The 18,741-nt window shown below is 64.9% G+C and carries 18 protein-coding genes, 1 pseudogene and 2 riboswitches; of the genes and pseudogenes, 12 read left to right on the plus strand and 7 right to left on the minus strand.

All coding sequences use genetic code 11. The features are described from left to right. Positions 1–18 precede the first annotated feature (18 nt). Positions 19–1,422 (minus strand): MFS transporter, encoded by a 1,404-nt coding sequence (locus BMF89_RS12170; protein ID WP_078107366.1) that lies wholly within the window; start codon positions 1,420–1,422, stop codon positions 19–21. Between the two features lie 86 nt (positions 1,423–1,508). On the opposite strand from BMF89_RS12170, the gene BMF89_RS12175 reads away from it, so the two are divergent. The 6 genes and pseudogenes from BMF89_RS12175 to mnhG form a co-directional block, all read left to right on the plus strand. Further along, positions 1,509–4,595 carry a Na+/H+ antiporter subunit A gene (locus BMF89_RS12175; protein ID WP_078107367.1) on the plus strand — a complete coding sequence of 1,029 codons (3,087 nt, stop codon included), beginning with the start codon at positions 1,509–1,511 and terminating at the stop codon, positions 4,593–4,595. Further along, a complete protein-coding gene (locus BMF89_RS12180) occupies positions 4,592–5,047 on the plus strand; it encodes a Na(+)/H(+) antiporter subunit C (protein ID WP_078107368.1) in 456 nt (151 codons plus the stop codon). The genes BMF89_RS12175 and BMF89_RS12180 overlap by 4 nt, the downstream gene beginning before the upstream one ends. After that, a complete protein-coding gene (locus tag BMF89_RS12185; RefSeq protein WP_078107369.1) occupies positions 5,044–6,633 on the plus strand; it encodes a Na+/H+ antiporter subunit D in 1,590 nt (529 codons plus the stop codon). Before BMF89_RS12180 ends, BMF89_RS12185 begins: the two co-directional genes overlap by 4 nt. Continuing rightward, positions 6,630–7,196: a Na+/H+ antiporter subunit E gene (locus BMF89_RS12190; protein ID WP_078107370.1), complete on the plus strand. Its 567-nt coding sequence runs from the start codon at positions 6,630–6,632 to the stop codon at positions 7,194–7,196. The genes BMF89_RS12185 and BMF89_RS12190 overlap by 4 nt, the downstream gene beginning before the upstream one ends. Continuing rightward, entirely contained in the window at positions 7,193–7,471 is a 279-nt protein-coding gene (locus BMF89_RS12195; protein ID WP_078107371.1) for a monovalent cation/H+ antiporter complex subunit F, read from the plus strand. Before BMF89_RS12190 ends, BMF89_RS12195 begins: the two co-directional genes overlap by 4 nt. Then, positions 7,461–7,823 (plus strand): annotated as a pseudogene (gene mnhG, locus BMF89_RS12200) (monovalent cation/H(+) antiporter subunit G); the annotation flags it as partial. The gene BMF89_RS12195 and the pseudogene mnhG, both read left to right, overlap by 11 nt. A gap of 149 nt (positions 7,824–7,972) precedes the next feature. Here the strand turns inward: mnhG and BMF89_RS12205 are convergent. Continuing rightward, complete coding sequence (locus BMF89_RS12205; RefSeq protein WP_078107373.1) at positions 7,973–8,233, minus strand: DUF4235 domain-containing protein; 261 nt, start codon at positions 8,231–8,233, stop codon at positions 7,973–7,975. 51 nt (positions 8,234–8,284) lie between these two features. Continuing rightward, positions 8,285–9,007 carry an NUDIX domain-containing protein gene (locus BMF89_RS12210; RefSeq protein WP_078107374.1) on the minus strand — a complete coding sequence of 241 codons (723 nt, stop codon included), beginning with the start codon at positions 9,005–9,007 and terminating at the stop codon, positions 8,285–8,287. 194 nt (positions 9,008–9,201) lie between these two features. Beyond that, positions 9,202–9,338: riboswitch (TPP riboswitch) on the plus strand. A 75-nt stretch (positions 9,339–9,413) separates the two neighbouring features. Here BMF89_RS12210 and BMF89_RS12215 point away from each other — a divergent pair. The 5 genes from BMF89_RS12215 to BMF89_RS12235 all read left to right on the plus strand — a co-directional run bounded on the left by BMF89_RS12215 (position 9,414) and on the right by BMF89_RS12235 (position 15,739). Beyond that, entirely contained in the window at positions 9,414–10,043 is a 630-nt protein-coding gene (locus BMF89_RS12215) for an ECF transporter S component (protein WP_078107419.1), read from the plus strand. Then, positions 10,043–11,653 (plus strand): ABC transporter ATP-binding protein, encoded by a 1,611-nt coding sequence (locus BMF89_RS12220; RefSeq protein ID WP_078107375.1) that lies wholly within the window; start codon positions 10,043–10,045, stop codon positions 11,651–11,653. The genes BMF89_RS12215 and BMF89_RS12220 overlap by 1 nt, the downstream gene beginning before the upstream one ends. Next, entirely contained in the window at positions 11,650–12,456 is an 807-nt protein-coding gene (locus BMF89_RS12225; RefSeq protein WP_078107376.1) for an energy-coupling factor transporter transmembrane component T, read from the plus strand. Before BMF89_RS12220 ends, BMF89_RS12225 begins: the two co-directional genes overlap by 4 nt. Before the next feature lie 410 nt (positions 12,457–12,866). Continuing rightward, positions 12,867–14,390: a UDP-N-acetylglucosamine 1-carboxyvinyltransferase gene (locus tag BMF89_RS12230; protein WP_078107377.1), complete on the plus strand. Its 1,524-nt coding sequence runs from the start codon at positions 12,867–12,869 to the stop codon at positions 14,388–14,390. A 104-nt stretch (positions 14,391–14,494) separates the two neighbouring features. Next, positions 14,495–15,739: a glutamate--cysteine ligase gene (locus BMF89_RS12235; protein WP_078107420.1), complete on the plus strand. Its 1,245-nt coding sequence runs from the start codon at positions 14,495–14,497 to the stop codon at positions 15,737–15,739. A 12-nt stretch (positions 15,740–15,751) separates the two neighbouring features. Here the strand turns inward: BMF89_RS12235 and BMF89_RS12240 are convergent, their stop codons facing one another. From BMF89_RS12240 to BMF89_RS12255, 4 genes are all read right to left on the minus strand, one after another. Next, positions 15,752–16,960 (minus strand): O-succinylhomoserine sulfhydrylase, encoded by a 1,209-nt coding sequence (locus tag BMF89_RS12240; RefSeq protein WP_078107378.1) that lies wholly within the window; start codon positions 16,958–16,960, stop codon positions 15,752–15,754. Next, on the minus strand, positions 16,961–17,371 hold the full coding sequence (locus tag BMF89_RS12245) for a rhodanese-like domain-containing protein (protein ID WP_078107379.1): 411 nt from the start codon (positions 17,369–17,371) through the stop codon (positions 16,961–16,963). Beyond that, positions 17,368–17,625: a DUF1737 domain-containing protein gene (locus BMF89_RS12250; RefSeq protein WP_078107380.1), complete on the minus strand. Its 258-nt coding sequence runs from the start codon at positions 17,623–17,625 to the stop codon at positions 17,368–17,370. The genes BMF89_RS12245 and BMF89_RS12250 overlap by 4 nt, the downstream gene beginning before the upstream one ends. Positions 17,626–17,635: 10 nt before the next feature. Beyond that, positions 17,636–17,748: riboswitch (SAM riboswitch) on the minus strand. Positions 17,749–17,861: 113 nt separating this feature from the next. Next, positions 17,862–18,221, minus strand: coding sequence for a hypothetical protein (locus BMF89_RS12255; RefSeq protein WP_078107381.1), 360 nt, complete (start codon positions 18,219–18,221; stop codon positions 17,862–17,864). Positions 18,222–18,276: 55 nt separating this feature from the next. Between BMF89_RS12255 and BMF89_RS12260 the strand changes: the two genes are divergently transcribed. Beyond that, positions 18,277–18,708 carry an Lrp/AsnC family transcriptional regulator gene (locus BMF89_RS12260; RefSeq protein ID WP_078107421.1) on the plus strand — a complete coding sequence of 144 codons (432 nt, stop codon included), beginning with the start codon at positions 18,277–18,279 and terminating at the stop codon, positions 18,706–18,708. Positions 18,709–18,741 lie beyond the last annotated feature (33 nt).

Consider the following 18,741-nt stretch of genomic DNA (forward strand, 5'->3'; position numbering starts at 1 on the left):
GGAATCAAGCACAGTCTGTCAGCTCAGCGGAACCGTGGCGATTTCCGTCTTGCTGGGTGATTTTACGGGCAGGATCACCAACAAGCCGGCCAGGAGCACCACCATGATGCCGAGGATTCCCCAGCGTTGGGCCCCGCCCGAGGCCACCAGGGGCGTCGCCACGGTGATGCACAGGGTGAACAGTGCCGGCGCCAGGAAGCTCACCGCCCGGCCGGTGGTGGCGTAGAGCCCGAACAGTTCGCCGGATTCGCCGTCCGGCGCCAGCCTTGCGAGATAGGCTCGGGAGGACGCCTGGGCTGGTCCGACGAACAGGCAGAGGAACAGCCCGAACACCCAGAACGTGGTGCTGCCTGCCCAAGGGGCTCCGAAGAACACGTAGTCGCCGTTGCCAAGCACCAGGATCACGGTGCCGGCTGCCAGGAGTCCCATGAGGGAAATGACGATGACGGACTTGGGCCCGATCCTGTCGTCCAGGAATCCGCCGATCATGGCGCCAACGGCTGCCACCACGTTGCCGAAAATCGCGAAGAAAATGACTTGTTTGAGCTCGAATCCAAAGGTTCCCGCAGCAATGACCCCGCCGAAGGTGAAGACCGCAGCCAGGCCGTCGCGGAAGATGGCGCTCGCGAGCAGGAAGTAGATGGTGTGCGGGCTGGTCCGGTAGATGGCCCTGATCCGGCGGACCAGCAAACCGTAGGAGGCCAGGAATCCGAGCCGCGATTCCGGTTTCCTGACGGAGAGCTCCGGCACAGCGAAGAGCACAGGCAGCGCGAAGATGAAGAACCAGAGCGCGGAGAAGACGGCCACGAGCCTGATATTCAGGCTGTCCTGGGTGGATGCTCCGAACCACTCGAAAGACGGTTGGACGAAAAGCTGCAGCACCACGAGCAGCGCGACGATGCCGCCCAGGTACCCCATTCCCCAGCCGAAGCCACTCACTTTGCCGATGTTGGCAGGAGTGGAGATCTGGGCCAGCATGGCGTTGTAATTGACGCCCGCGAACTCGAAAAAGATATTGCCGAGCGCAACCAGCGAGACCCCCAGGAGCAGGAACTCGGGTTTGGGGAAGACGAAGAAGCATGAGCCAGTGAGCACGGCCACAATGGCTGTGTTGACACCGAGCCACAGTTTCCTGCGCCCACCGGAGTCGGAACGTTGACCGGTGACGGGTGCCAGGAGCGCAATTGCGACGCCGGCAATCGCCAACGCGGCACCCAAGGTGGCTGACGCGGAGTCTTCCCCGCCAAAGGCCTTGGACGTCAGGTAGACCGTGAACACGAAGGTAGTCATGACGGCGTTGAACGCAGCGGAACCCCAGTCCCAGGATGCCCAGGCAAGGATCTGGCCCTTGTTGGACAGGACAGGCCCCGAAGCGAGCTCGGATGCCGGGTGCGGGGCTTCAGGCGCAGTTGCCATGTTCATGGTTGATAAACTACCTGCACCGAACCCAACGTTTGACCGCCTGCTCCAACTTTTGACAATTCATTCCTGACTTTGCGGAGATTCCAGTGATCACAGTTCTTGCCGTGACCTTTGCAGCGGCAACTGTGGCGCCCTGGATCTTCCGGAAACTCCAGCGGAATGCCTTCTATGTCCTCGCGGCGGTTCCGGCGGCCGCGTTTGTCTGGCTGCTCCTGCAGTACGACCGGGTCTATCCAGGAAAAGGCGGGAATCCCACCGGCGGCTTCATCGAAGAAAACCTCCCGTGGATTCCGAACCTCAAGCTTGACTTCGCCTTCCGCATGGACGTCCTGGCATGGGTGATGTCCTTGCTGGTCCTGGGAGTCGGCTCGCTGGTCCTGGTCTATTGCGCTCGGTACTTCAAGAACAAGGACGCCAACCTCGGCGGGTTCGGAGCCCAGCTTCTCGCCTTCGCGGGGGCGATGTTCGGCCTGGTGACGGCGGACGACCTCCTGATGATGTTCATCTTCTGGGAACTCACCACGGTCCTGTCCTACCTCCTGATCGGCTACGCGCGAACGCGCCTCGCCGCCCGCCGTTCGGCCTTGCAGGCCCTCATGGTCACCACCGCGGGTGGCCTGGCCATGCTCGTCGGCCTCATCATCCTGGGCCAGGCAGCCGGAACATACCGGATTTCGGCGATCATGACACAGGCGGCCACCCTCATCACGGGACCCGCGCAAAGTGCGGTCGCAGCCGCCGTCGTACTCATCCTGGTAGGTGCGATTACCAAATCGGCGCTGGTCCCTTTCCACTTCTGGCTCCCGGGGGCCATGGCCGCTCCCACCCCTGTGAGCGCCTACCTGCACGCGGCGGCCATGGTCAAGGCCGGCATCTACATCGTGGCCCGCCTGGCGCCGGGGTTCAGCGAAAGCCCCTATTGGTTGCCGCTGGTGCTTGGGCTCGGCCTGGCGACGATGCTGGTGGGCGGCTACCGGGCGCTCCGGCAGACCGACATCAAGCTCATCCTTGCGTACGGCACAGTCAGCCAGCTCGGGTTCCTCATGATGGTGGTGGGCCTCGGCCGGCCCGACGCCGCACTCGCCGGTCTCGCGCTTCTGCTGGCGCACGGGCTCTTCAAGGCTTCCTTGTTCCTGGTGGTGGGCATCATCGACCACCAATCCGGCACGCGCGATATCCGCAAACTCTCGGGCGTCTACAAGTCCTCCAGGGCGCTCGCCATCGTGGCGGGGATCGCCGCCGCATCCATGGCCGGCATACCTCCGCTGGCAGGTTTCGTGGCCAAGGAATCCGTGTTGGAAACGTTCGTCCATTACGGCACGGGTCACTCCGGCGCGGGCGCTGCGCCGGAACCGTGGGGGCTTGTCCTGCTCGTCGGCTTGGTGCTGGGGTCCATCCTCACGTTCGCCTACAGCGCCCGCTTCATGTGGGGTGCATTCGCCACCAAGCAGGGCGTCGACCGGACGCCCTTCAAGGCCGTCCAGCCATCGTTCCTCGCGGCGCCCGCCATCCTGAGTTTCCTCACCATCGTGTACGGCCTGTGGCCGGATCCCGTTGACGGGTGGATCCAGCCGTACGCCGCGCTTTTTGCAGCGCCCGACGCCGGAACCGGCGCTCCCAGCGCCAGCCACCTCGCGCTGTGGCACGGACTGACTCCCGCCTTGGGACTGACCGCCCTGACGTTCGCGGCCGGCGTCGTCATGTTCCATGCCCGCAACCTCGTGTCCCGGGCGCAAGGCCGAGTCCCGGACTGGGTGGACGGCGATCGGGCCTACCAGCGCACCATCGGGGCCTTGGACGACGTCGCAGTATGGGTCACCGGCCGCACGCAGCGCGGTTCCCTCTACTTCTACTTGGCGGTCATCCTCACCGTGGCTTTCGCCGTCCCGCTCACGGCGCTCATCGTGGCCAACAAGCCGCTCCCGGGCGGTGTGTTCTTGATCGACCCGAATTCTCCGCTCCAGCTCATTGCCGCGGCAGGAATCGTCGTTGGCGCGCTGGCCGCGGTTCGTGCCAACAAGCGCTTCCTCGCTGTGCTGATGGTGTCCGTCACCGGTTACGGCATAGCCCTGATGTTCGCATTGCAGGGAGCCCCGGACCTCGCCCTGACGCAGATGCTGGTGGAGACCATCATCCTGGTGGCCTTCGTGCTGGCGATGCGCAGCCTCCCTCCGGAACTCCGGGACCGCACTGGCGGCAAATACCGGGTAGTACGCGTCATCATCGGCGTGGCCTTCGCGGTCACCATGATCTTCGTGGCGATCTACGCCATGGGTGCCCGCATTGCCGAGCCTGTGTCCCTCTCCTTCCCGCGGTTGGCCTACGAAGGCGGCGGCGGACTCAACGTGGTCAACGTGACGCTGGTGGACATCCGGGCATGGGACACCTTCGGTGAGATCTCGGTGCTGGCAGTCGCCGCTACCGGCGTCGCGAGCCTGATCTTTGTCCGCAGCAGGGGAGAGCGCCTCGACAAAGCCGCCACGATCCCCGAGGGAACCGTGGGAAGGCGCGCCGCGGCCGGAGGCAGTTCGCGCGACGACGCCTCGCTGGCGCTCGTGCGCAAGTTCGCGGGCTCCCTGACGGACCCTTGGCTCGTGGCCGGCCGAACCCTTGCACCCGAACGGCGTTCCATCATCTTCGAAGTGGTCACGCGGCTGATTTTCCACTCGATGATCGTTTTCTCCGTGTATCTCCTGTTGGCGGGACACAATCTTCCCGGAGGCGGCTTCGCCGGCGGACTCACTGCCGGACTCGCCCTGACGATCCGATACCTGGCCGGCGGACGGTTCGAGCTGCGGGAAGCCGCGCCGATCAGCGCAGGCATGCTCTTGGGAACCGGCCTCGCGACGGCGGCCACCGCGGGATTCGTCCCGCTGCTTCTGGGCGGCCAGGTGTTCCAAAGCGCCATCATCGAGTTCTGGCTACCGCTGTTCGGCGACATCAAGTTCGTGACCTCCACGATCTTCGACATCGGCGTGTACTTGGTGGTTATCGGCCTGGCCCTGGACGTGCTGCGCAGTTTGGGAGCCGAGATCGACGAACACTTCGAAGAGACCTCCAGCGCAGACGCAGACGCAGGGGATCAAGGGGGCATCGGATCCGCCGCCCCCGTCGCGTCGCCGGCAACCACTGGCGAGTCCGCAGCCACCGCGCACGGAAAGGGAATCCCATGAGCGTCAATTTGACCTTGTTGATCGTCATGGGAGTGCTCTACGCCTGTGGGATCTATCTGATCCTGGAACGCAGCCTGACCCGTGTTCTCCTGGGGCTCATGCTCCTGGCCAACGCCACCAACCTGCTCATCCTCGCGACGGGTGGCTATGCCGGACTTGCCCCGCTGTTCAGCAAATCGACGGATCCGCGCGACTACAACGATCCCCTGCCGCAAGCCTTGATTCTCACGTCGATCGTGATTTCCTTCGCGGTGACGGCATTCATGCTCGGCATCATCTACCGGACATGGGCGTTGGCACGGCAAGACGACATCCAGGACGACGCCGAAGACCGGCGCGTCGCGAAGACACCCAGCTTTGACGCCGAGGACGACTCGGTGGTTCCCGAGGAAACATCCGAGTTCCCGGTCACGGCAGTCACCGAAGCAGCCAAGGAAGGAGGCCCCCTGTGAACATCGCCAGCCTGGCGCCGCTCGCCGTCGTACTTCCCATCCTCGGTGCCGCACTCACGTTCGCCCTGAACAGGAACCCGCTGGCCCAACGGGTGGTCAGCATCGGTTTGTTGTCCCTTACCTTGCTCCTGGAATGCTTGGTCCTTGCCTCGGTATGGACCACGGGCACCGCATCCGTCACCCTGGGTGGCTGGCAACCGCCCTTTGGCGTGGTGATGGTGGTGGACCAGTTCTCTTCGCTCATGTTGGTGGTCTCGTCCGTCATCAGCCTCGCGGTGCTGATTTACGCCACCGGCCAGGGCATGGCCGACGGCGACCGCGAGGCACCGGTGTCGATCTTCCACCCGACCTACCTGATCCTGGTGGCCGGTGTCTCCAACGCCTTCCTCACGGGTGACCTCTTCAACCTGTACGTGGGCTTCGAGATCCTGTTGACGGCGAGCTACGTGCTCATGACGTTGGGGGGCACCGGTCCGCGCATCCGCGCAGGGGTCACGTACGTGGTGGTTTCCGTCGTGTCCTCGGTGTTGTTCCTGATCGCCATTGCGATGATCTACGGAGCCACTGGAACCATCACGATGGCGGATCTGGCCATCAAGCTGGCCGGACTGGATCCGGGCACCAGGAACCTGCTCCACGTCATGCTGCTCGTGGCCTTCGGGATCAAGGCCGCCGTTTTCCCGCTGTCCTTCTGGTTGCCTGACTCGTATCCGACCGCGCCGGCACCGGTCACCGCCGTGTTCGCTGGCCTGCTCACCAAGGTGGGCGTGTATGCCATGGTCCGGACGGAAACCCTGCTCTTCCCTGGTGACACCTTGAATACCCCGTTGATGGTGGTAGCGCTCCTGACCATGCTGGTGGGCATCCTCGGCGCCATAGCCCAGAGCGACATCAAACGATTACTCTCCTTCACCCTGGTCAGCCACATCGGCTACATGGTGTTTGGGCTTGCCATGTCTTCCGTTGCCGGGCTTGCGGCAGCCGTCTTCTACGTGGCCCACCACATCACGGTCCAAACGAGCCTGTTCCTGGTCACGGGTTTGATCGAACGCCGGGGCGGCAGCTCATCCATGGACAGGCTGGGTGGGCTTGCCAAGCTCTCTCCGCTCCTGGCGCTGCTGTTCTTCATTCCAGCGATGAACCTCGCGGGAATTCCACCCTTCTCCGGGTTCCTGGGGAAGCTTGGACTCCTGCAGGCTGGGATCGCCCTGGGGACACCCTTGTCCATGACCTTGGTGGTGGGCGGAGTGGTCACGAGCCTCTTGACCTTGTTGGCGATCGCCCGCGTCTGGAACCGCGCATTCTGGCGGAAACCCGAGGACGCTGAGTACCCGGCCCCCGTCCTGAAAGACTCTGCGGCCGTCGGGCTGCTTCCACGGACCATGGTGGGGCCGACCGCCGCGCTGGTGGTCTTTGGCGTGGCCCTGACCGTCTTTGCGGGTCCGCTCTTCCAATTGGCCGGAAACTCTGCGACACAGATGCTGGACCGTACGGCGTACATCCATTCCGTGCTCGGCGGGAATGCGAAAGTTCCGGACATCGCTGGGCCGGATGCGTCGATCCCACCGCAGGGAGGTGGAAAGTGAGCCGCAAGCGGATCTCGTTCCGCACCGAGTTGCCCCTGCTGGTCTGGCTGGTGGTCGTCTGGGGTGCGCTCTGGCGGGACTTCAGCCCCGGCAATCTTGTGTTCGGTGCGCTGATCGCCGTGGTGGTAGCCAGGGTCTTCTACTTGCCTCCCGTGGAGCTCAGCGGGCGTTTCAACGTGCTGCGGGCCATTCCTTTCGTCGTGGTGTTCCTCGGCAAAGTGGTGGCCGCGAGCTTCCAGGTCATGTACCTGGCGGTCTTCCGGGGTCCTTCGGTAACCAACGCAGTGGTTGCCGTTCCCCTGCGCAGCCGTTCCGACCTTATGGTGACGGCCACAGGGCATGTGATTTCGCTGATTCCGGGTTCCTTGGTGGTGGAGGTGGATCGCTCGACGTCCACGCTCTATATCCATGGGCTCAATGTCCGCAACGTTGTGGACACCGCCAGGCTGCGCAAGGAAGTCCAGGACACGGAAGCCTCGCTGATCCGGATCATGGGTACCCGGGCCGAAATGGACGCACTCCAGGCCGAAGGCCGGCCTGCAACGAGGGGAGCTGCCTCATGAAGGACATCGTGCTGATCGTCACGGCGGTGATTCTTAGCCTCGCGGCGGCGGGCGCAATCTACAGGATCGCCGTCGGGCCTTCGCTGCTGGACCGGGTGCTCGCCTCGGACGTGCTGCTCGCCATATTGGGCGCAGCGCTGGCCATCGACATGGCCGTCAACAGGCACCTCAACAACCTGGTGCTCCTCGTCGCCCTGACGCTGATCGGCTTCGTCGGATCGGTGACGGTGGCCCGCTTCGTGGCCGACAGGAGAGGGCAAGTCAATGACTCCTAACGCCACCGGAGCGGACGCCGTCATCGATGTGGTCACCGCAGTGCTGCTGATTGTCGGTGCGCTGATGTCATTGGGAGCGGCAGTCGGCCTGTTGCGCTTCCCGGACCTGATGAGCCGCATGCACGCAGCCACCAAGCCCCAAGTGCTCGGGTTGTTCCTTGTCTTGGCGGCCATCGGGCTGCAGATGCGCGAATGGTGGGTGTGGCCGATCCTGGCCGTCGCCTGGATCTTCCAACTGCTGACCGTGCCCGTGTCCGCACACATGGTGGGCCGCGCAGGCTACCGGACCAAACACCTCCACCCCGAGCTGCTGAGCATCGACGAACTCGAGGCTGTGGTGGTGCGGGCAGCCGGTCAACGGGCAGCGGAGAAAGCCCAGGAAGCGGCTTCGGAAATGCGCCACACCGGGAGCACGCGCGACGGAGGGAGCGCCCGGGAAAGCGGCAACGCCCGCGACGCCCGGGATAGCGGGAGCGCGGGCGCTAACGACGGGCCGTCCGCTTAGACGACGTCCTGTGTCTTTTCGAAGTGCGAGATGGCGCGCTTCGTACCCCGCCCCGCTACAACCTGGATGACGGCGCTGACAGCGGCGGAAATCAGGGCGAAGGTCAGGGCGGAACGCAGGCTCGCTTCCATGTCGTCGTTGCCCTTGGGTGGCTTGTTGCCTGTGGTTTTTTCCCACAGGGCGTTGACGAGCTTGGTGCCGGCGAAGCCTGCGCCGATGCTTACGCCGGTACCGAGCAGTTTGAAGAAGAAGTTCATTCCGGGACTCCTTGCGGGAGGAAACAGGACCGTCCCCAGCCTAACCCCACTTCAGGGCAGTTCCGGAGCACCGGATGGCGGCTGGTGCCTCAGCCGGAAGAACTCCTGCAGGGCCCCCGGCTTTGGACGCACGGGAACGATGTCCCGGCTCTCCCCCAGCACCGCTTCCATCGTGCCGAGGGCGAGGAGCTCATCCAGCAGAGCCAAGGTGGGCGGCATGAGCTTGAGCGTTCCGGCGGCTTCGGCATCAAGGATTGCGCGGACCGGCATCCACAGGGAGGATGACGCTTCCGTGGTCTGGTGCCTTGGCTCGGCACCGGAAACCGGGCAGGCCAGGTAGAAGTAGGTGTCGAAGCGCTTGGGCTGGTCTGCCGGGGTGACCCAGTTGGCCCACGGACGGAGGGTGGCGGCGTCGAGCTTCACCCCGGCCTCTTCGAAAACCTCGCGCTGTGCGGCCGCCAGTACGCGGCCGGCGTTGAAGCGGGCGGAAGAGGGCTCGACGGCGATGCTGCTCCGGTGCCACGCGGCGGCGTGCCGCTCCACGACGTCGTCCGCGAAGTCCCAGCCGGAGCTGTCCGCATGGTCCACCCGCCCGCCGGGGAAAACGACCATTCCCGCGGCAAAGTCCATCGTGGTCACCCGGTGCTGGACGAACACTTCCAAAGCGCACGCCGCATCTTGAGAGCCCTCCGGAACCGCGGCGTCGCGGACCAGGATCACGCTCGCGGCGAGTCTCGGTTCGGCCGTGCTGTTCGCTTCGTCAATCCCTGCCAAGACCGCTCCTTTGCCTGCGCTTCTGCGTCACATTCTGCTGGATCATTCTCCCAGTTTCCGCGGCCGCCCGCGTCATTCCGGGCCGGACTGCGCCCAACCCGCGAGTGATCCAGCAGAATCCGTCGATTCGCGTTCCGGCACAGCGCCCGCAACCGAGTCAAGGTGTAAACTGAACCACGCCCAAAAGGGCGGATTGATAACGACAGGGGAGCGCCGCCGTCGGGCTCGCAGCAATGCGGTACGGAGGACGGGCGCTGAGAGTGCGGACAGCCGCAGACCCTCGAACCTGATCCGGCTAGTACCGGCGCAAGGGAGTCGAGTTCTCATAGTGTCCGGAACCGGCACGGCGGAAGCCGCCCGCAGGAAACCGGAAACACTTTCCCCTCCTGTTCCTCAGGAGGACAAAATGACTGGTATTTCTGCAAGGCCGGGCCTCACCAAGCCTGCCTACAATTGGCGCGTCGTGGACATTGTCGTGGCGGCGCTGATCTCCATCGCCGGTGGCGTGATCTTCTGGGCATGGGACCAGATGGCTCTGGTTGCCACGCCTATGTCCGCCGGCTACCCGCCCCTGAGCGGCCTGATCGCCGGCGGGTGGATGATTCCGGCAGTCTTGGGCATGCTCATCGTGCGCAAGCCCGGTGCTGCAATTTTCTGCGAGACGGTGGCTGCCACCAGTGAGCTCATCATGGGTTCGCAGTACGGCACCACGGTACTGATCTCGGGCCTGCTCCAGGGCCTTGGCGCGGAACTCATCTTCCTGGCCTTCATGTACAAGAAGTTCAACCTGCCGGTGTCACTGCTGGCCGGTGCCGGCGCGGGCCTGTTCTGCGGCCTCAACGATTCCTTCCTGCCGTGGGGCTGGAACATCGCCTTCGAACCGGTCGACAAGCTCGCGTACATCGTGTTCTGCACGATTTCCGGTGCCGTTATTGCCGGAGCTTTGTCCTGGGTCGCGACACGCGGCCTGGCCAAGACGGGTGTCCTGAGTGCGTTCGCGTCCCGCAAGGCCGCTTCGGAGCCCGTCTTTTCCTGATGCCCAGTCCTGATTCCGGCACCTCTGCAGCGGTGCGACCCGCCGCCATCTCCGCGCAAGGTTGGGGCTGGCGGCACGCCGGCCGCACCACGCAGGCCATCCATGCCCTCGACCTGGACATCCGCCCGGGCGAGCGCGTGCTCCTGCTCGGCCCCTCGGGCGCGGGCAAGTCGACGCTCCTGCATGCACTGGCCGGTGTGCTGGGCGAGGAAGGGGACGACGCCGACGAGACCGGCTCGTTGCTGGTGGACGGTGTGTCGCCGAGGGCCCAGCGGGGCCGTGCCGGACTCATGCAGCAGGACCCGGAAACCCAGGTGGTGCTTTCCCGGTTGGGCGACGACGTCGCGTTCGGTGCCGAGAACCTTTGCGTGCCCCGGGAAGAGATCTGGAAGCGCGTCGGTGAAGCGCTCGACGACGTCGGGCTGCGGAATAGTGCGAGCGGCAACTTTGCGCTCGACCACCCGACGTCGGCCCTCTCCGGCGGGCAGAAACAGCGCCTTGCGCTGGCCGGCATCTTGGCGATGCGGCCGGGCTTGATCCTGCTGGACGAGCCGACCGCCAACCTGGACCCCGCCGGCGTGCTGGAGGTCCGTGACGCCGTGGGCCGCTGCCTCGACAAGACCGGCGCCACGTTGGTGGTGGTGGAGCACAGGGTCTCCGTCTGGAAAGACCTCGTGGACCGGATCGTGGTGCTCCAGCCGGGCAGTTCCTCCTCTGCGGGGGGCTCGACGCCGGCGGTTCTCCTGGACGGCGATCCCGAGACGGTGTTGGTTCAGGCGAGGGACATGCTCATTGCTGCGGGCGTCTGGGTGCCCGGGTACGTCCCGGCCACCAGGCCACGTTCGGGTACAGCGGCCGGCTTCGAGGCGGGGAGCTCCGGGGCGTCGGGTGGGGAGTTGCTCCTCGCCTCCCGGGAGCTCGCAGTGTCCCGTGAACGGTCGCGGCGCCGGGGTTTCACGACGATCCCGCCGCTTCCCGTGCAGTCCGGTCTCGACGCCGAGGTGCTCGCCGGGCAGGCACTGACCATCACGGGCCCCAACGGCGCGGGAAAATCCACCTTCGCTTTGACCCTCGCGGGGCTGCTGGCGCCGGTGTCCGGCGCGGTGACTGCCGCCGTCGGGCTCAGCGACGGCGCCGGCACGGACCCGTTCAAGTGGAAGGCCCAGCAGTTGATCTCGCGCATCGGGACGGTCTTCCAGGAGCCGGAGCACCAGTTTGTCACCGGCCGCGTGCTCGACGAGCTCATGTTCGGCCCCAAGCACCTTGGCCACGGCGAGGAGCGGGTGGACGAATTGCTGGAGCGTCTGCGCCTTCGGCATCTGGTGGACGCCAATCCGTACACGCTCTCCGGGGGCGAAAAGCGCCGGCTGTCAGTGGCCACGGTGCTCGCCGCGCACCCCCGGGTCCTGGTGCTGGACGAGCCCACCTTTGGCCAGGACGCGAACACGTGGGCTGAGCTTGCCTCGTTCCTGTCCGAACTGCTCGATGCAGGAACCTCCGTTGTGTCGGTGACTCACGATCGGGAATTCAGCTCCGTCCTGGGTGGCACCGAGATGCGGCTCGAGCCTGTGCTCCAGGGCGGGGCCCGGCAGGAAGCAGGTGCGGCATGAGGGAAGCCTTGACCCTGCGCGGCAACAATGCCCTCCTGACACGCGCCAATCCGTTGGCCAAGTTCGTGTCGGTCTTCCTGATCACCCTGGTGCTGGCGTTGTCCATCGACCTGGTGTCGGCTTCGACGGCGCTCTTGGGCGAACTGGCGTTGTTCCCGCTCGCGGGCCTTACCGTGCGTTTGCTCTGGCAGCGTGGCTGGCCGTTGATCATCGCGGCGGTGCTGGGCGGCTGGAGCACAGCGATCCTCTCGGCTGGCAGCGGCAGGACACTGCTCGACGTCGGGATCTGGTCAATCAGCGAAGGCTCGCTCCAGCTGGGAGTCGGCTTCATGCTGCGCGGCCTTGCCATAGCGCTTCCGGCCATCCTCCTGATGAGTTGCACCGACCCCACCGATCTTGCCGATGCGCTGGCGCAGAAGGCGAAACTGCCGCATCGATTTGTCCTGGGAACCTTGGCCGCGCTGCGGCTCGTGGGGCTCATGGCGGAGGAGTGGCAGACCATCGGCATGGCCCGGCGCGCGCGGGGTGTCGGCTCGCACGGGAGCCCGCCGCAACGGGTCAAGGCCATGCTCGGCCAAAGCTTCGGGCTGCTGGTCCAGGCGATCCGTCGGGCGTCCCGCTTGGCCGTGACCATGGAGGCGCGGGGCTTCGGCGGCGGACAGCGGACCTGGGCCCGCGAATCAAGCTACAGCCGCCTGGACGTCTGGGTTCTGGCCGGCGGGGTGGTCATCGCAGCCGCAGCCGTGCTCGCGGCCCAATGGGCAGGGACGTGGCACTTCGTCTGGCTGAAGCAACCCAACTAGCTCGCATTTGTTGTCGTTTTGGCGCCTCATAACGACAACAACTGTTAGTCAGTTGGGTGCGCCAGATCCAATCCGGCCGCACGGTAACGCCGCCCGGATGCTGCCCCGTGGGGGCGGTCCCGTCTGCAGGGCCCCCGAAATGGGTCTTCCCCCAGCCAAGAAAGCCGCCGACGCCGGATGTTCCGCGGGTGCAAGCGACCAGCACGAGGCGGGCGCGAACCTGTCAACCCCCGGCGCTTCCGGTGCCTTGGAATCCGGCGGGGAATTTTGTTGACCCCCAGGTTCGTTGTAGTTGGCGAGTGACCAACTTCAGAGCGTGAATATCGCACGAGGCGACTATTGATCGGCGGAATCGGCGTGTTGCGTCACAAAATCTCCCATGAATACGCCGTCCGTGATATTTATTGATCATGACTCAACCGACTGCCGAACATGTAGGTCTCCTTCTTCGTGAAGCCCGCGGCGAAAAGGGTTGGACGCAGGGACAGCTCGCCTCGGAACTGGGCACCAGCCAAAGCGCCATTGCCCGGATGGAACAGGGCAAGCAGAATCTCAGCCTCCGCATGATTGAGCGCCTTGAGTCGATCTTCGGGCGAACCATCGTCAAGGTCGGAAAACGGCAGATGACCCACCTGCGCGTGGAAGGCGGACGCACGCTCTCGGGCTCGGTGGACGTCAACAGCAGCAAGAATGCCGGCGTCGCACTGCTTTGCGCGAGCCTCATCAACCGCGGCACCACCACCTTGCGCCGGCTTGCCCGGATCGAAGAAGTCAACCGGATCGTCGAGGTCTTGACCTCCATCGGCGTCGAATGCACCTGGCTGAACGGCAACGATCTGCGCATCCGCCGCCCCGAAACCCTGGACCTCGCCTCCATGGACGTGGAAGCCGCACGCCGAACCCGCAGCGTCATCATGCTGCTCGGCCCGCTCCTCGATGAGGCTGCCTCATACCAACTGCCCTACGCCGGCGGTTGCGATCTCGGGACCCGGACCGTGGAACCGCACATGCAGGCGCTGCGGCAGTTCGGGCTCTCGGTGGAGGCCAAGTCCGGCTTCTATTCCGTGCAGGCCCCGCCGGCCGACGGCGACAACCGCACCTTCGTGCTTACGGAGCGCGGAGACACCGTGACCGAGAACGCCATCATGGCCGCCGCGCACCGCAGCGGTACCACCGTGATCCGCAACGCCAGCCCCAATTACATGGTGCAGGACCTCTGTTTCTACCTGCAGAGGCTCGGCGTGGTGATCGACGGCATCGGGACAACCACCCTCAAGATCACGGGCCGTCCGGCGATCGACGTCGACATCGAGTACTTCCCGTCGGAAGACCCCATTGAAGCCATGAGCCTGATCACCGCGGGCATCGTGACCAACTCGGAAGTCACCATCTGCCGGGTCCCCATCGAGTTCATGGAGATCGAACTGGCCACGCTTGAGCAGATGGGCCAGCAACTCGACATCTCGGGGGAGTATTTCGCGCGCAACGGGCGGACGCGCTTGGTTGATGTCACCACCAAGCCATCGCGATTGCGTGCGCCGGAGGACAAGATCCACCCCATGCCGTTCCCCGGGCTCAACATCGACAACTTGCCGTTCTTCGCGGTCATCGCCGGCAATGCCGAGGGCCAGACCATGATCCATGACTGGGTCTACGAGAACCGGGCGATCTACTTGACCGAGCTCAACAAACTCGGCGCCCAGGTCCAACTCCTCGATCCGCACCGCATCTATGTCAATGGCCCCACGAAGTGGCGTGGTGCCGAAGTCGGATGCCCTCCGGCCCTCCGGCCCGCAGCTTGCCTGCTGTTGGCCATGCTGGCGGCCCGCGGCACGTCCGAGTTGCGCAACATCTACGTGATTGAGCGCGGCTACGAGGACCTAGCCGAGCGGCTCAACACCATCGGCGCGAAGATCGAGTACTTCCAGGACTGACGGCGTCGGATTCTGCACGATCATGTGGTCCAGCAGAATCCTTCAGCGGCGCCCCCAAAATCTCGATCTGTCTCCGCAAGGCTGCCATGGCGCACAATTGTTCCGTGCGCACTTTTGGTGTGGAAGAGGAATTGCTGATCGTCGATCCCGTGACCGGCGAGCCGCTCGCGCTTGCCGACGCGCTCCTCGCTGGCGCTGCCCAGGACGGCCCCGCCCATGACGGCCCCGAACCCGGACCCACCCTTGACGAGGTCGACGGCCCCGATACCGGCCTAAGCCACGAACTCAAGCTTGAGCAGATCGAAACCCAGACCCGGCCATGCCGTAGCTATGCCGAGCTCTTACACCAGATCCGCAGGGGCAGGGGCCTCGCGAGTCACGCCGCACGGCGCCACGGCGCGCGGATCGCCGCGTTGGCCACGTCGCCCGTGGACGCCGCGTTGCACACCACTCCGGATCCCCGGTATGCCATCATGCTCGAACGCTTCGGCATCACCGCACACGAACAGCTCACGTGCGGATTCCACGTCCACACCTCGATCGAGTCCCCCGAGGAAGGCGTGATGGTCCTGGACCGCATCCGGGACAAGCTCGCCGTCTTCACCGCGATGAGCGCCAACTCTCCCTACTGGCGGGGGCTGGCCACGGGCTTTGAAAGCTATCGGACGCAAGCATGGAACCGCTGGCCTTCGTCGGGGCCGTCGGCCATCTTCGGATCCCTCGCCTCCTACCGGCGGGTTGTCCGGAGGCTCATCGAAACGGGAGTGTTGCTGGACGAGGGGATGGTTTACTTCGACGCCAGGCTCTCCCGGCACGTTCCCACGGTGGAGGTCCGGGTGGCCGATGTCTGCCTCCGGGCCGAGGATGCGGCGCTCATCGCCGTCCTTGTCAGGGCCCTGGTTGAGACGTCTGTTCGTGAATACCATGCCGGAATAGAGCCCGCGGCCGTGCCCACGGCGCTTCTGCGGATGGCGTCCTGGCAGGCAAGCAACTTCGGCCTGCGCACCGAGCTGCTGGACTTCGGGACCTTCCGCCCGGAGCCCGCCGCGGACGTTGTCTGGTCCTTGGTGGAGTATCTGGAACCTGTGCTCGCCGAACAGGGCGAATTCGACTTGGTCCAGACCGGCGTGGCAGCCATCCTGGGCCGTGGCAATGGCGCTATCGAACAGCGTGGTGTTGCCGAGCGCTGGAGCGGCATCAACGGGGGCGCGCCCGACGCCGCCGGGCTGGCCGCCGTCGTCGAGCACGCTGTTCAGATCACGATGCGCTCAGAGCGGGACGAGAGCGACACCAAGCCGCAACCCGTCCTCACCTGGGTGCGCCAAGACTGGCGCGAAGCGCCGGGCTAACCCGCTGCCAGGCTAGACCTGCTTGAGGGCCCGCTCGAGGTCCCCGATGAGGTCGTCCACATCCTCCAACCCCACCGAAAGCCGCACGACGCCGTCGCTCAGGCCAATGGCTGCGCGGCCTTCCGGACCCATGGCGCGATGCGTGGTGGTGGCGGGGTGCGTGATGAGGGACTTGGAGTCGCCCAGGTTGTTCGAGATGTCGATGACGGCGAGCCCGTCCAGCAGCGCGAAGGCGGCCTCCTTCGCTGATCGCCCCGCGGAGGGGAGCAGCTCGAAAGTGAGCACGGTTCCGCCGGCCTTCATTTGCTTCGCGGCGAGCTCGTGCTGCGGGTGGGACTTCAGAAGCGGGTACTTGACCCAGCTGATGGCCGGTTGTGCCTCAAGCCATTCGGCGATCCGCAACGCAGATGCCGAGGAGTGGTTGACGCGCAGGGCCATCGTCTCCAGGCCTTTGGTCAGGACCCAGGCGTTGAACGCGGAAAGGGACGGCCCGGTGTGCCGCATGAGTTGCTTGACCGGCCCGTCGATGAACTCCTTGGTGCCCAGGATCGCGCCGCCCAGGACCCGTCCTTGGCCGTCGATGTGCTTGGTGCCGGAATAGACAATCACGTCTGCGCCGAGATCGCCGCAGCGCTGCAGCAAAGGGGTGGCGAAGACGTTGTCGACGACGACCGTGGCGCCCGCCGCATGGGCAAGCTCGCTCACCGCGGCAATGTCCACGATTTCCTGCATGGGGTTCGACGGCGACTCGAAGAACACCGCCGTTGTCGGCTCGGACAACGCAGCACGCCATTGGTCGAGGTCAGGCCCGTCGACGAAGACGGTCTCGACCCCCCAGCGCGGCAGGATCTCGTTGAGGATCACGAAGCAGGAACCGAAGAGCGAGCGGGCGGCAACCACGCGGTCACCGGCCGCCAGCAACGCACCGAGGGCGGTGAAGACAGCGGACATGCCCGACGCCGTCGCGAAGCACGCTTCGGTGCCCTCAAGCAGGCGGAGTCGCTCCTGGAAGGTGGCGACCGAAGGGTTGCCGTAACGGGAGTAGACGAAGCGTTCGTCCTCGCCCGTGAAGGCGCGCTCGGCAGCCGCGGCGGACTCGTAGACGAAACCGGAGTTCAGGAAGACGGCTTCGGACGTTTCCTGGAAGTTGGTACGGTCAAGACCGCCGCGGACTGCCTGGGTATCAGGGCTCCAGCTGGCGGCGTCAGGATTGAAAGTCACTTAGATATTCCCCAGGTTCGTCGGAAGTCCACGGTTTTTCCAGCCATTCACGGTTCGCTCGCCGTAGCGGTCAGGTTCGCCCTCAAAGCCCTCGAGGACGTTGTAGGCGGTGTATCCGGCCTGGGTTGCGGCGATCGCGGCCGCGATGGAGCGCTGGCCGGAGCGGCAGAGGAAGACCAGTTCCGTACCGTCCGCCTCGGGAGCCTGTTGCGTCAGCTGTTCGATGAAACGGGTGTTGGGGATGCCGCCGGCGAGGTTCCACTGGATGAACAAGGGATCGTTTTCGGTGGCTTTGGTGTCCGGGATCCCGATGTGTGCCCACTCGCCTTCGGTGCGGACGTCCACCAAGATGGCGCCCTGCTCGAGCTTGGCCCAGGCGTCGTGCGGGCTGAGGTCGCCTGCGTAGCTCATGCGTGGCCCTCGCCGTCGAACTCTTCATCAAGCTGATCCACCGCATTGGCGACGGCGGCATCCGCGCTCGCGATCGCCGCGGGCAGGACGATGGCTTGTGCCACAATCACGTCCTTGCCGTTGAAAGTCGCGGCCGGGCTGCCGTGCAACACGTATCCCTCCGCAAGGGCGGTGGAGATCCGCTCGCAGAATTCCTTGGTGTCAGGGCCCGTGATGAGACGGTAGGAGAGTTTTTCCTCGGTTGGTTCAGGCATTGGTGCTCCTCAGTCACGCTTGCAGTTCGAAAGTGTCGATACGCCGAGTAGTCACCTGAGGCACCCCGCCGGAGAGAGGGTTGCCGACCAGCAAGTCAGGGCTTCGCGCTGGTGCTCATTACTCAAGAAGAAAATAACACCCACGACGGCGGCCCGCATCACCGGCCGTCGTCATGTTCCGTAACCGGGAGGCGGCCGGTGGGGAGCCGGTGGGTGGGGCCACGCTGGTGCGGACCCTAGGCCTCGGTTTCATTCGGTAACGGTTCCAGGCTTGCCTGGACCCGGGGTGAAACGGCATCAAAGCGCGATGCTACTCCTGTGGGGGAGTGATGAAACGTGGAACCTTGATGCTTCCGGATTTCCAGCAACTCGTGCACGGATATCCCGGTGGCCGTGGCGAGTGCGTGCAGCGAGAGGCTGTTGTGATGAGCCAGGGCAAAAACCACGCCAGACAGCGCTTCGAAACCTTCTGTCTCGTAGATTTCCTTTATCAAGTTGGACATGCCGTTCGCATCATCGATTGATCCCGCTGACGCACCGGTTGCCATGGCCGTCAGCGACCATGCAGCAGAGTCGGGGCTGATGTAGATGCTCATGTCGATACCCTACGGACTCAGGCCCACTTGGGGAATGGGCGATACGTTTGTCTTTATGGCAGCACTCACCGACCTTGACCGCCAGCTCCTCTCCGCCCTCAGGGAGGACGGCAGGGCATCTGTCGCGAGCCTCGCGCGCCAACTGGGCGTCGCCAGGGCCACTGTGAACAGCCGGCTCGAGCGCCTGGTTTCCTCCGGAACCATCGTTGGTTTCACCGCGAGGGTGCGTGACGAAGTCGATCCACTTGCGATCCGGGCTATTGCGCTCATTGCCGTGGAAGGAAGGTCGGCCGACAGGGTCATTCGCCAGCTGAGGGGGCTCCCCGAGATTTGGGCACTGCACACCACGAATGGCGGCTGGGACCTCGTGGCTGAGCTGCGCACGGAGAGCCTCAGCGACTTTGACCAAGTGCTGGGCAGGATCCGCGGGATCGAGGGGATCGTCAATAGCGAGACAAGCCTGCTGCTCAGCTCGGTCCTGCGGTAGCCGCTTGCTTGGCGGCGACAAACCTCATGAGCA

Source organism: Arthrobacter sp. SRS-W-1-2016, from assembly GCF_002009585.1.
GTDB lineage: Bacteria > Actinomycetota > Actinomycetes > Actinomycetales > Micrococcaceae > Arthrobacter > Arthrobacter bambusae_A.